Source organism: Gordonia sp. ABKF26 (assembly GCF_041103195.1).
GTDB lineage: Bacteria > Actinomycetota > Actinomycetes > Mycobacteriales > Mycobacteriaceae > Gordonia > Gordonia terrae.
In genome coordinates, this window is the sequence record NZ_JBGCVZ010000003.1 from 1,990,920 (window position 1) to 2,003,523 (window position 12,604).

General features: G+C 65.9%; 13 protein-coding genes and 1 pseudogene. 13 read left to right on the forward strand and 1 reads right to left on the reverse strand.

The genetic code is table 11. From position 1 onward, the window contains the following. Positions 1-18: 18 nt before the first annotated feature. On the reverse strand, positions 19-1,137 hold the full coding sequence (locus AB4Z55_RS09230) for a sorbosone dehydrogenase family protein (protein WP_369519599.1): 1,119 nt from the start codon (positions 1,135-1,137) through the stop codon (positions 19-21). 271 nt (positions 1,138-1,408) lie between these two features. On the opposite strand from AB4Z55_RS09230, the gene rpsH reads away from it, so the two are divergent. From rpsH to AB4Z55_RS09295, 13 genes and pseudogenes are all read left to right on the forward strand, one after another. Further along, the gene (gene rpsH / locus AB4Z55_RS09235; RefSeq protein ID WP_004023571.1) at positions 1,409-1,807 is read left to right on the forward strand and encodes a 30S ribosomal protein S8; all 399 of its coding nucleotides are present in this window, start codon (positions 1,409-1,411) and stop codon (positions 1,805-1,807) included. Between the two features lie 14 nt (positions 1,808-1,821). Next, entirely contained in the window at positions 1,822-2,358 is a 537-nt protein-coding gene (rplF, locus tag AB4Z55_RS09240; RefSeq protein WP_004023570.1) for a 50S ribosomal protein L6, read from the forward strand. 3 nt (positions 2,359-2,361) lie between these two features. Then, a complete protein-coding gene (gene rplR / locus AB4Z55_RS09245; RefSeq protein WP_004023569.1) occupies positions 2,362-2,766 on the forward strand; it encodes a 50S ribosomal protein L18 in 405 nt (134 codons plus the stop codon). A gap of 46 nt (positions 2,767-2,812) precedes the next feature. Next, the gene (gene rpsE, locus AB4Z55_RS09250) at positions 2,813-3,463 is read left to right on the forward strand and encodes a 30S ribosomal protein S5 (protein ID WP_004023568.1); all 651 of its coding nucleotides are present in this window, start codon (positions 2,813-2,815) and stop codon (positions 3,461-3,463) included. Between the two features lie 2 nt (positions 3,464-3,465). Further along, positions 3,466-3,645 (forward strand): 50S ribosomal protein L30, encoded by a 180-nt coding sequence (gene rpmD, locus AB4Z55_RS09255; protein WP_369519600.1) that lies wholly within the window; start codon positions 3,466-3,468, stop codon positions 3,643-3,645. A gap of 5 nt (positions 3,646-3,650) precedes the next feature. Then, entirely contained in the window at positions 3,651-4,091 is a 441-nt protein-coding gene (gene rplO / locus AB4Z55_RS09260; RefSeq protein WP_004023566.1) for a 50S ribosomal protein L15, read from the forward strand. Positions 4,092-4,296: 205 nt separating this feature from the next. After that, complete coding sequence (gene secY / locus AB4Z55_RS09265; protein WP_004023565.1) at positions 4,297-5,625, forward strand: preprotein translocase subunit SecY; 1,329 nt, start codon at positions 4,297-4,299, stop codon at positions 5,623-5,625. Beyond that, complete coding sequence (locus tag AB4Z55_RS09270) at positions 5,622-6,176, forward strand: adenylate kinase (RefSeq protein ID WP_004023564.1); 555 nt, start codon at positions 5,622-5,624, stop codon at positions 6,174-6,176. Before secY ends, AB4Z55_RS09270 begins: the two co-directional genes overlap by 4 nt. Positions 6,177-6,214: 38 nt before the next feature. Then, on the forward strand, positions 6,215-7,012 hold the full coding sequence (map, locus tag AB4Z55_RS09275) for a type I methionyl aminopeptidase (protein ID WP_369519601.1): 798 nt from the start codon (positions 6,215-6,217) through the stop codon (positions 7,010-7,012). 89 nt (positions 7,013-7,101) lie between these two features. Continuing rightward, positions 7,102-9,192 carry a bifunctional lysylphosphatidylglycerol flippase/synthetase MprF gene (locus AB4Z55_RS09280; RefSeq protein ID WP_369519602.1) on the forward strand — a complete coding sequence of 697 codons (2,091 nt, stop codon included), beginning with the start codon at positions 7,102-7,104 and terminating at the stop codon, positions 9,190-9,192. Between the two features lie 97 nt (positions 9,193-9,289). Then, positions 9,290-10,204 (forward strand): annotated as a pseudogene (locus AB4Z55_RS09285) (carbohydrate ABC transporter permease). A 113-nt stretch (positions 10,205-10,317) separates the two neighbouring features. Continuing rightward, positions 10,318-11,154: a carbohydrate ABC transporter permease gene (locus tag AB4Z55_RS09290; protein ID WP_369520993.1), complete on the forward strand. Its 837-nt coding sequence runs from the start codon at positions 10,318-10,320 to the stop codon at positions 11,152-11,154. 104 nt (positions 11,155-11,258) lie between these two features. Next, entirely contained in the window at positions 11,259-12,566 is a 1,308-nt protein-coding gene (locus AB4Z55_RS09295) for an ABC transporter substrate-binding protein (protein WP_369519603.1), read from the forward strand. Positions 12,567-12,604 lie beyond the last annotated feature (38 nt).

Genomic DNA, 12,604 nt, shown 5'->3' on the forward strand with positions numbered 1-12,604 from the left:
CACAGTCGCGGTGCCGCGTCAACCGATTCGCATGCGGAACAGGCGATCGTCGTCGTCGCCCGCGCGGCCGCGTCCATCGGTGTTGCTCGTGCCGAACCACAGGGAGCCGTCCGGCGCCGCGGCCACCAGTCGCAGACGACCGAGTTCATCGACGAACCGATCCACGGGTTCGCCGACCGAGTCCTCGGCGTCCTCCGGCGCTCCGCTCAGCGGTATCTCCCACAGCCGTCGCCCGCGAAGTGCCGCCATGTAGGCGCGGTTGCCGACGATGGCGAGCCCGGCCGGGGACGCCTCCTGCGTGCTCCAGGTGGCGGCAGGCGCGACGAACCGCTGATCGTCGGACTCGCCCTCGACCTCGGGCCACCCATGGTTGCCGCCACGGCGGATCAGGTTCAGTTCGTCGCGACTGTTCTGTCCGAACTCGCTCGCCCACAGCCGTCCCGCGCCGTCGAACGCCAGCCCCTCCACGTTGCGGTGACCATAGGAATGGACCTCGTTGCCGAACGGGTTGCCCGGCCACGGGCGGCCGTCACGATCGACACGCAGGATCTTGCCGTTCAACGCGTCGACGTCCTGGGCCACCTCGGGCACGGCGGCATCGCCGACCGCAACGAACAGACTGCCGTCCGGACCGAAGGCCAGCGCGCCGCCGTGGTGGTTGTACGCCGCATCGAGTCCGGTGATCAGCGGGCGCGGACGGGTGAGCCGGTTGCCGTCGAAGTCCAGCCGCACGAGCCGGTTGTCGACCGCGGTCGTGTAGTAGACGAACACCGTGGTCTCATCGCCCGGCGCCATCGCGATGCCCTGCAACCCGCCCTCGCCGCGCGGGGCGGCGTCACCGAACTCGCCGACCGTCCGCACCGCGCCATCGGGGGACACCCGCACGACGGTCGCATCGTCGCGCTGGGTGACCAGGGCGTCACCGCCGGTCAGGAAGGCCAGCGCCCACGGCACGTTCAATCCCGACGCGATGGTCTCCACGGTCGTGGCGTCCGCCGACGCGCCCGTCGGGGCGGATGTGTCCGATCCGCCGGGTGCATCCTCGGCGCCGGAACAGCCGGCCAGTGATGTGGTGCCCGCGACCCCGAGGAGTCCGGTCGCGAGGAGCCCTGATCTGAGAAGCTGACGGCGGTCCATACCCTCGATGGTGCCCGAGGTCCGAGACCGCCGACCGGCACCGATTTGGGTCTACGCTGCGGATTCCCTACACTAGACCGGTTGCCTGTGCACCTCAGGTGTCCGGGACACAACTGAATAGTCTCCGGTGCCGGCGAAAAGCCAAGGGCATCGGCGGCGAGAACCTTCAGAAACAACTATCCACTTCGTGGAAGGCCCACCGCAGGTCACGGGGATTTCTCCGCGCCCGGCGCTGTATGGGAACCGCTACGAGAAAGGTTGACGGTCACCCATGACCATGACTGACCCGATCGCAGACTTCTTGACGCGTCTGCGTAACGCCAACTCGGCGTACCACGACGAGGTGACACTGCCCTCGTCGAAGATCAAGGTGAACATCGCCGAGATCCTCAAGCGCGAGGGCTACATCACCGACTACCGCACCGAAGACGCGGAGGTCGGAAAGAACCTCGTCGTCTCCCTGAAGTACGGCCCGAGTCGTGAGCGTTCCATCGCCGGACTGCGCCGTGTCTCCAAGCCCGGCCTCCGGGTTTATGCAAAGTCCACCAACCTGCCCAAGGTTCTGGGCGGCCTCGGCGTGGCCATCATCTCCACGTCGTCCGGCCTGCTCACCGATCGCCAGGCAGCCAACCAGGGCGTGGGCGGCGAAGTCCTCGCCTACGTCTGGTAGGGGAGGTAACAACAATGTCGCGTATCGGAAAGAACCCCATCGAGATCCCCGCGGGCGTGGACGTCACCATCGACGGCCAGAACGTCACCGTGAAGGGCCCCAAGGGTGAGCTCTCGCTCACCATCTCCGAGCCCATCGCGGTCGCCAAGGAGGACAACTCCATCGTCGTGACCCGCCCCAACGACGAGCGTCGCAGCCGCGCGCTGCACGGCCTGAGCCGTTCGCTCGTGAACAACCTCGTCGTCGGCGTCACGCAGGGCTACACCAAGAAGATGGAGATCTTCGGTGTCGGTTACCGCGTGCAGGCCAAGGGCAGCGACCTCGAGTTCGCGCTCGGTTACAGCCATCCCGTGCCGATCGAGGCCCCGGCGGGCATCACGTTCGCCGTGGAGTCCCCGACGAAGTTCTCGGTCTCGGGTATCGACAAGCAGCAAGTCGGCGAGATCTCGGCGGTCATCCGCCGCCTGCGTCGTCCGGACCCCTACAAGGGCAAGGGCATTCGCTACGAGGGTGAGCAGATCCGTCGCAAGGTCGGAAAGACGGGTAAGTAAGCCATGAGTGAGACAGCTACCAAGACAGTTCGCAAGCCCGTCGGCAAGGACGTGTCGACGCGTCGTCGCAAGGCGACCACCAATCGACACTTCCGCCTCCGCAAGAAGGTCAGCGGAACCCCGGCTCGTCCGCGTCTCGCGGTCAAGCGCAGCTCGCGCCACATCCACGTCCAGCTCATCGACGACCTGGCCGGCAAGACGCTGGCCGCGGCCTCGTCGATCGAGGCCGACGTGCGCGCGGCCGGCGGCGACAAGTCGGCGCAGGCCCGCAAGGTCGGCGAGCTCATCGCCGCCCGCGCCAAGGCCGCCGGCGTCGACGCCGTCGTGTTCGACCGTGGTGGCAAGGACTACCACGGCCGGATCGCAGCGCTCGCCGATGCCGCCCGCGAGGGAGGCCTGAGCTTCTGATGACCATCTTCACCAGCTACACCCACATGACCGGAGGGAACCTCTGATGCCCGGACGTCAGCGTGACGGCGGAAACGGACCCGCCGGTAACGACAACAACCAGAACAACCAGGGCGGCGGCAACGACCGTCGCGGCGGCGGTGGCCGCGGCGACCGTCGCGACCGTGGCGGCCGCGACCAGGACCGCAACCAGCTCGAGCGCGTGGTGACCATCAACCGCGTCTCGAAGGTGGTCAAGGGTGGACGTCGTTTCTCGTTCACCGCTCTCGTGGTCGTCGGCGACGGCCAGGGCATGGTCGGCGTCGGCTACGGCAAGGCCAAGGAAGTCCCGGCTGCGATCCAGAAGGGCGTCGAGGAAGCTCGCAAGAACTTCTTCCGCGTGCCGCTGATCGGTGGCACCGTGACCCACCCGGTTCAGGGTGAGGCCGCCGCCGGTGTCGTCATGCTGCGCCCGGCCAGCCCCGGTACCGGTGTCATCGCCGGTGGCGCGGTGCGTGCCGTGCTCGAGTGCGCGGGCGTCCACGACGTCCTCGCCAAGAGCCTCGGCTCGGACAACGCCATCAACGTGGTGCACGCCACCGTCGCAGCTCTGAAGATGCTGCAGCGCCCCGAAGAGGTCGCGGCCCGTCGTGGTCTGCCGATCGAGGACGTCGCTCCGGCCGGTATGCTGCGCGCCCGTGCAGGACAGGGGGTCTGATCATGGCCGAACTGAAGATCACTCAGGTCAAGGGCACCATCGGTGCCAAGAAGAACCAGCGTGACAGCCTGCGGACCCTCGGACTCCGGGGCATCCGCCAGACCGTCACCCGCGAGGACACGCCGATCAACCGCGGCCTCATCAACGCGGTTCGCCACCTCGTGACAGTCGAAGAGGTTTAAGAGCAATGACCATCAAACTCCATCACCTTCGCCCCGCACCGGGGTCGAAGACCGACAAGACCCGCGTGGGTCGCGGTGAGGGGTCCAAGGGTAAGACCGCCGGTCGCGGCACCAAGGGCACCAAGGCACGCAAGAACGTGCCCGCCGGCTTCGAGGGTGGCCAGATGCCGATCCACATGCGGCTGCCGAAGCTCAAGGGCTTCACCAACCGCAACCGGATCGAGTACCAGGTCGTCAACGTCGGCGACATCGCCCGCCTGTTCCCGCAGGGTGGCACCATCGGCGTCGACGAACTCGTCGCGGCCGGTGCCGTTCGCAAGAACAAGCTGGTGAAGGTTCTCGGCGACGGCGACCTGTCGGTCAAGGTCGACATCACCGCCGACAAGTTCACAGCTTCCGCCAAGGAAAAGATCGCCGCTGCCGGCGGCAGCGTCACCGAACTCTGACGGACACACACCGCGGTCGGGCGGCAGCATCGCTGCCGCCCGACCGGGGCGTTTCGGTGTGACTGTTAGAGTCTCAGACGTTGTCCTGCCGGACACACCAAGATCGCCGCATCCCGAAAGATCATCGTCGATTGCCGAGCACACGGGGACCGGGTCACCTCGACCCGGGACGTACGCCTCGCGTGGTCGTTCCTAGGAGGAGTTAGTGCTTTCCCCCCTCTTCGCGGCCATTCGGACGCCGGACCTGAGGAAGAAGATCCTCTTCGTTCTCGGCATCATCATCCTGTATCGGCTGGGCGCGACGGTCCCGTCGCCGGGCGTCGACTACCAGGCCGTGCGGGCGTGTCTCGACGAGGTCTCGTCGGGTGAGTCGAGTTCGGTCTACTCCCTGATCAACCTGTTCTCCGGTGGAGCGCTGCTCCAGCTGTCGGTGTTCGCGATCGGCATCATGCCGTACATCACCGCGGCCATCATCGTGCAGCTGCTCACCGTGGTCATCCCGCGGTTCGAGCAGCTTCGCAAGGAGGGTCAGGCCGGGCAGGCCAAGATGACGCAGTACACGCGCTATCTGGCTGTCGCACTGGCACTGTTGCAGTCGACCGGCATCGTGGCCCTGGCCGATCGCGGCCAGCTCCTCCCGCAGTCCTGTGCGACCAGCGGCGAGGTCCTCAACGATTCGAGCATCTTCGGTCTCTCGATCATCGTGCTCGTCATGACGGCCGGCGCCTGTGTCGTCATGTGGTTCGGCGAGCTCATCACCGAACGCGGCATCGGCAACGGCATGTCGCTGCTCATCTTCGCCGGTATCGCCGCCCGCATCCCGGCCGAGGGTCGCACCATCCTGAACAGCCGCGGTGGACTCGTCTTCGCCCTGGTGTGTGTCGCCGCACTGATCATCGTCGCCGGCGTCGTGTTCATCGAGCAGGGCCAGCGACGCATCCCGGTCCAGTACGCCAAGCGCATGGTCGGCCGGAAGATGTACGGCGGATCGTCGACCTATCTCCCGTTGAAGGTCAACCAGGCCGGCGTCATCCCGGTGATCTTCGCCTCGTCGCTGTTGTACCTGCCGCAGCTGATCGTCGAGCTCACGCGCAATCCCGATGGGACGCAATCGACGTGGCAGGAGTACGTCACCAGGTATCTGACCGATCCCAGCAACGGCGTCTACATCGCCGTGTACTTCCTGATGATCATCTTCTTCACGTACTTCTACGTGGCGGTGACGTTCAATCCGGAGGAACGGGCCGACGAGATGAAGAAGTACGGTGGGTTCATCCCGGGCATCCGTCCGGGCGCGCCGACCGCCGAGTACCTCGGGTATGTGCTCAGTCGCATCACTCTGCCCGGCTCGATCTATCTCGGTATCATCGCGGTACTCCCGAATCTGTTCCTCGAGATCGGCAACAGCGGCAACGTCCAGAACCTGCCGTTCGGTGGTACGGCCGTGCTGATCATGGTCGGCGTGGGTCTGGACACGATGAAGCAGATCAACAGTCAGTTGATGCAACGCAAGTACGAAGGATTCCTGAAGTGAGACTTGTCATTCTCGGCCCGCCCGGAGCAGGCAAAGGCACCCAGGCGGAACTCTTGAGCGAAGCACTCGGGATCCCCCACATCTCGACCGGCGACCTCTTCCGCGCCAACATCTCTCAGGGCACCGCCGTGGGTGTCGAGGCCAAGAAGTACCTCGACGCCGGCAATCTCGTCCCGTCCGAGATCACCGTGGACATGGTCCGCGCCCGCGTCGGTGAGCCGGACGCGTCGAAGGGTTTCATCCTCGACGGCTTCCCGCGTTCGACCGAGCAGGCCGACGCACTCAACGACATCCTGGCGAACCTCGACGCCTCGCTCGATGCGGTGCTCTCGTTCGTCGTCGACACCGATGTGGTCGTGGAGCGCATGCTGGCTCGTGGCCGCGCCGACGACACCGAAGAGGTCATCCGCAACCGGATGGACGTCTACACCAGGGAGACCGCGCCGCTGCTCGCCTACTACGGCGACCAGGTCAAGACCATCGATGCGGTCGGTGACATCCAGGGCGTTCATCAGCGCGTCCTGAGCGCCCTCGGCGCCGGCGTCTCCTGACACGGCGCAACCTGACAACCGGGGAAACGCTGTAACGCATGGGTTTTCGTAAGCGCAAGCGCGTCGTGCCGTTCCGCAGCGCGGGCGAACTCGACGCCATGGCCGCCGCCGGCGCGATCGTCGGGTCCGCGCTGGTGGCGGTGCGAGAGGCAGCGAAAGCGGGCGTCAGCACCCTCGATCTCGATGAAGTCGCCGAATCCGTGATCCGTGGCGCCGGGGCGGTGCCGTCGTTCAAGGGCTACCACGGTTTTCCCGGGTCCATCTGCAGCTCGGTGAACGAGGTGGTGGTCCACGGAATCCCATCGGCCGATGTCGTGCTCGCCGAGGGCGATCTCGTGTCCATCGACTGCGGCGCGATTCTCGACGGTTGGCACGGCGACTCGGCCTGGACCTTCGGGGTCGGTGAGTTGTCGACCGCCGACGCGGAATTGTCCGAGGCGACGCGGTTGTCGATGGAGGCGGGGATCGCCGCCATGGTCGACGGTGCGCGCCTCACCGACATCTCGCACGCGATCGAGCTCGGCACCCGCGCCGCGGAGAAGACGTTCGGTCGGCCGTTCGGCATCGTCGACGGCTACGGTGGCCACGGGATCGGCCGCGAGATGCACATGGAGCCGTTCCTCGCGAACGAGGGTGAGCCCGGCAAGGGACCAACCCTCGTGATCGGCTCTACTCTGGCCATCGAGCCGATGCTGACGCTCGGTACCGAGGACACCTCGGTTCTCGACGACGATTGGACCGTTGTCACCGACGACGGATCACGTTCGGCCCATTGGGAACACACTGTGGCGGTCACCGCCGACGGGCCGCGTATCCTCACCCCTCGTCCCGCCTGAGCTCACTCCCGGCTCACAAAGGGCGGGATCTGTGCCGGAAACCGGTACGAATACCGCACTCCGCAGGTTGCGTCGTCGTACGGTTGACCATGCGATTCGACGTGTCCTGGCTCAGCGCCGTGCGCCGGCTTCCGTTCACCCTCGCCCTCGCGGTCGCTCTGCTGGTCGTCGGTGCGACGACCGGATCGCTGTGGGGCCGGGCCTCGGACAAGTCGTGGTACCGCGACGTCGCGTTCGGATTGCCCTCCCTTCGGGAGGGGCGGTGGTGGACGCCGGTGACGTCCGCGTTCATCGAACCCGGACCCTGGCTCTACCTGCTGGCACTTGTGGCCGTTGTCGTCGGAATGGGCTGGGCCGAATGGCAATTGGGTACCGTGAGAGCTGTTCTGGTAGGCGTCGGCGGTCACCTGATCTCGTGCCTGCTGACCGTCGTGCTGCTGTGGCTGCTGTCGTCGGAGGTCACGTCGTGGCGATGGGCCGAACAACTGGCGGACTCGCGGGGCACCGGCGTCGGAGCGCTGGTGGTGTCGGCGGTGGCGGTGGCCTCGGCGACCGTCCGTTCGCCATGGCGGCTGCGCGTCCGCGTGCTGCTGGGGGCGATCGTCTCGGTCGCGTTCCTGTTCCAGGGAACCCTGGCCTCGGTCCAGTACGTCCTCGCGGCGGTCATCATGCTGATCGTCGGCGAGAAGTTCTTCGCCACCAACGAGCGCGGCTGGGTTCCGCGCACGCGTCGCGAGGTCAGGATGTTGGGGTGCGCCGCGCTCCTGATCATCGCCGGCGCGAACCTCTTGGTCTTCCTGTTCCCGGGCAGCGGGCCGCTCGGTCCGACCGACTCCGGCGACGACTCGGTGTTCACGATGCTGATCGGCCTGGCCGTCAACGTTCTGATCGCCGATCAGCTGCGCCGTGGCAAACGGTGGGCATGGTGGGTCGCCGTGGTCATCGGCGCATTGAACGTCATCGTGACCGTGCTCGCGGTGTTCCTCGTCATCTTCACCGACGTGTCGACCGAGGGTGCCGTCACCCTGGGTACCACGCTTATCTGGGTGCTCGTGCTGGCCATCCTCATCCCGGGGCGGTTCGCATTCGCGGTGCCCTGGCGGGTGCGGCAGGTGGGCACTGTCGGGGACGACGACGACCCGGTGGAACGGGTCCGAGAACTGTTGCGCACCCACGGCGGCGGCACGATGTCGTGGATGACCACGTGGCCCGGCAACAGCTATCAGTTCACGGGTCCGGAGGGCGACCTCGGCGCTCAGGCCGTCGTGACCTACCGCAAGCACGTCGGAACGATGCTGGCGCTGGCGGATCCGGTCTGTGCGCCCGAGCGGTTTCGAGACGCGGTCGGGGCCTTCGTCGACCTCGCCGAGAGTTCGGGTAGCACGCCGTGTTGGTTCTCGATCGGGTCGGCCACCTCTGACATCGTCACCGAACGCGGGTGGCTCAGTGTGCAGATCGCCGAGGACACGATCGTCGACCTGCCTGGATTGGAATTCAAGGGCAAACCGTGGCAGCACGTGCGATCAGCGATGAACAAGGCGGCGAAACAGGACATCTCGTTGCGGATGGTCACCCTCGCCGACGAGTCGTTCGCCGTCCGGACACAGGTGCGGGCGATCTCGGAGGAATGGGTGGGGGACAAGGGGTTGCCCGAGATGGGCTTCACCCTCGGCAGTGTCGAGGAGGCGATGGACCCCGCCGTGCGGGTCGCGCTCGCGGTCGACCCCGCAGGCAATGTGCACGGGGTGTTGTCATGGCTGCCCGTGTACGCACCTGGCGGCGACGTCGCGGGGTGGACGCTCGACATCATGAGACGACGGACCGACGGGTTCGGGCCGGTCGTCGAATATCTCATCGCATCGTCGGCGGTGGCTTTCAAAGACGAGGGAGCGCAGTTCATCTCACTGTCGGGAGCGCCGCTGGCACGCACGGATGAGTCGGACGCGGAACCGCTGGACAAACTCCTCGACACCTTGGGGGCGGCCCTGGAGCCGTATTACGGATTCCGGTCGTTGCACACGTTCAAGAAGAAGTTCAACCCCCGGTACGAGCCGGTGTACCTCGCGTTCCGGGACGAATCCGACCTTCCGCGTATCGGTGTGGCCGTGTCGAGGGCATACCTCCCCGACGCCACCACGGGCCAGCTGGTCCGGCTGGCGGCGTCACGAGGGGAAGGCTGAACGGTCCGACATGCTGTTCGCGGCTGTGAAGGCACCGTTCACCGGAGACGCTGCCTGAGTTCACCATCCGGTCGTTTCCTGCGGCGAAACTTCGCCAGTGCCATCGGTCGACGAACATGTCCTGCCCGCCACCGGCAGACGCCCCTGGCGGAGCTACGGGTTGTTCCTGTTGCTCGTTGCGCCCAACCTGATCCTCCTCGCGGTCTTCACGTATCGCCCGCTTGTCGAGAACGTGCGGATGTCGTTCTACGACTGGAATATCGCCCAGTCCGGGGCCACGTTCATCGGCCTGGACAACTACATCGAGTGATTCACCCGTGCCGATACGCGGGTGATCGTGTCGAACACGGTCATCTTCACCGTGGCCGCCGTCGCGGGCAGCATGATCGCGGGGTTGGGTCTGGCCCTGCTGCTCGACCGTAAGTTGCGCGGCCGCAACCTGGTGCGGTCGACGGCCTTCGCGCCGTTCGTGCTGTCCGGCGCGGCCGTGGGGATCGCCTTCCAGTTCGTCTTCGACCCCAGCTTCGGTCTGATCAACGACGTGATGGGGCGTCTGGGACTCGGTACCGCGCCGGACTTCTACCAGCAACCGCACTGGGCGTTGTTCATGATCACGGTGACCTACATCTGGAAGAACCTCGGGTACACGTTCGTGATCTACCTGGCGGCCCTGCAGGGCAAGCGTTCCGATCTCGACGAGGCGGCGGCGATCGACGGTGCCGGATGGTGGACGTACTTCCGCAAGGTGTTGCTCCCGCAGTTGCGTCCGACCACCTTCTTCCTGTCGATCACCGTGCTGCTCAACTCGTTACAGGTGTTCGACATCATCAACGTGATGACCCGCGGCGGGCCGCTGGGCAACGGCACCACGACGATGGTCTACCAGGTGTACGAGGAGAGCTTCGTCAACTTCCGGGCCGGTTACGGCGCCACGGTCGCAACGGTCATGTTCGTCGTCCTCCTGGTCATCACCGTCGTCCAGGTCCGCATGATGGATCGAGGTGCCCGATGAGGCCTGTCACCGCCGGTTCGGTTGTGAAAGCCGATGCCGCACAGAAGCGCACCGGGAAGCCATCGACTCCGACATCGTCGGCCACGAGGCCGGTGCATCCCGACGTCCCGCGGATGTCGCCGGCCACCCGTCGACGGCTCGCCGACGCGTGCGGGTACGCCGCGATGGCGGTGGTGTTGGTGATCATCGCCCTGCCCCTGATCTGGATTCTGTTGGCCTCGCTGAAAGATCGCTCCGAGATCTACGTGCAGCCGGCCGTCTGGTGGCCGTCGACGTGGCGTCCCGAGAACCACTCCGAGGCCACGACGTCGGTGCCCTTCTGGACCTTTCTGCGCAACTCGGTCATCGTGACCGGAATCCTCGGCGCGTCGAAGTTCGTGCTGGGCGTGCTCAGTGCCTACGGCCTGGTGTTCCTGCGGTTTCCGGGAAAGAACGTGGTGTTCGTCGTCATCATCGCGGCGCTGATGGTCCCGAACCAGATCACGGTCATCACGAACTACGCACTCGTCGCCCAACTCGGCTTCCGCAACACCTTCATCGGCATCATCCTCCCGCTCGCGGGCGTCGCCTTCGGAACCTTTTTGATGCGCAACCACTTTCTCTCGCTGCCACCCGAGATCATCGAGGCCGCACGGATGGATGGGGCCGGGCACTTCCGACTCCTCACCCGCGTCGTCCTGCCGCCGTCGATCCCGACGATGGTCGCGTTCGCGACGATCACACTGGTCAACGAGTGGAACGAGTATCTCTGGCCGTTCCTCATGGCCGACGATTACACCGTCGCCACCCTGCCCGTCGGACTCACCCAACTGCAGAACAGCGACGGGCTGACCAACTGGGGTCCGGTCATGGCGGCCACCGTGCTCACGATGCTGCCCATGCTCGCCATCTTCCTGGCGTTGCAGCGACACATGATCAAGGGCCTGACGTCCGGGGCGGTCAAGGGTTGACCGCGCACTGCCCGCACCCGCCGATGCCTCACACACCATGCCTTCGCACGAGACGCCTTCGCACGAGAACGCCTTCGCACGAGAACGATTGACAGGAGACGACAATGATCAACATGTCCCGCCGCGGCTTCCTGGCCGCATCGGCGACCGCGGCGGCCGGAGCCCTGGTCACGGCCTGCGCCGGCTCGGGCGACGGCGGCTCGTCGTCGGGTGATGCCTCGAAGCTCACCTTCTGGTCGAACCACCCGGGCAAGTCGGTCGAGGTGGAACGCGAACTGATCTCGCGGTTCGAGGCGGCCAACCCCGGCATCACCGTCCAGCTCGTCGACGCCGGCAAGAACTACGAAGAAGCAGCCCAGAAGTTCAACGCGGCCCTCTCGGGCGGTGCGGTCCCCGACATCATGATCCTGTCCGACGTGTGGTGGTTCAACTTCGCGCTCATCGGTGCGATCGCCCCGCTCGACGACCTCTTCGGCCGCGCCGGTGTCGACACCGCCGGTTACGTCGATTCGCTTGTGGGCGACTACAAGTGGAACGACCAGACATGGGCGCTGCCGTACGCTCGGTCGACGCCGCTTTTCTACTACAACAAGGACGTGTGGCGACGGGCCGGCCTGCCCGACCGCGGACCGCAGACCTGGGACGAGTTCGACGACTGGGGCCCCCGGATCCAGACCGTGGTCGGTGGCGACAAGCGCGCTCATGGGTGGGGCAACGCCGTCGACTACCTCGGCTGGACCTTCCAGGGCCCGACCTGGACCTTCGGCGGTGCCTACTCCAACGACTGGGAACTGAAGTTCACCGACCCCAAGACGGTCGCCGCCGCGCAGTACCTGAGCGATTCGATCAACACCAAGCGCTACGCGAAGATCTCCAACGACATCGCCGGCGATTTCAGTGCGGGCATCATCGCATCGACGATCGCGTCGACCGGCGACCTGTCGGGGATCACCGAGAACGCCACGTTCGAGTTCGGCACGGCGTTCCTGCCCGCGCCGCAGGGGGTTTCGGGGTGCCCGACGGGCGGCGCCGGACTGGCCATCCCGGCCAAGTTGTCCGACGACCGGAAGGTCAACGCCCTCAAGTTCATCGAGTTCATCACCAACACCGAGAACACGTCGTACTTCTCCCAGAACGTCGGTTACATGCCGGTGCGCAAGGCGGCGCAGGACGACCCGTCGATGGTCGCGTTCCTGGCGAAGAACCCGAACTTCGCGACCGCCATCGAGCAGTTGCCGCGAACCCAGCCGCAGAACTACGCGCGCGTCTTCGTGCCCGGCGGCGACAAGATCATCGGTACCGGGTACGAGCGGATCGGTCTGCAGAACGCCGACGTCGCCTCGACCCTCGCCGACACGCAACGGCAGATCGCCCAGATCTACAACACCCAGATCAAGCCGAAACTCCCGTGATGATCCACAGCGTCGACTCGATTGACACACAACACGAG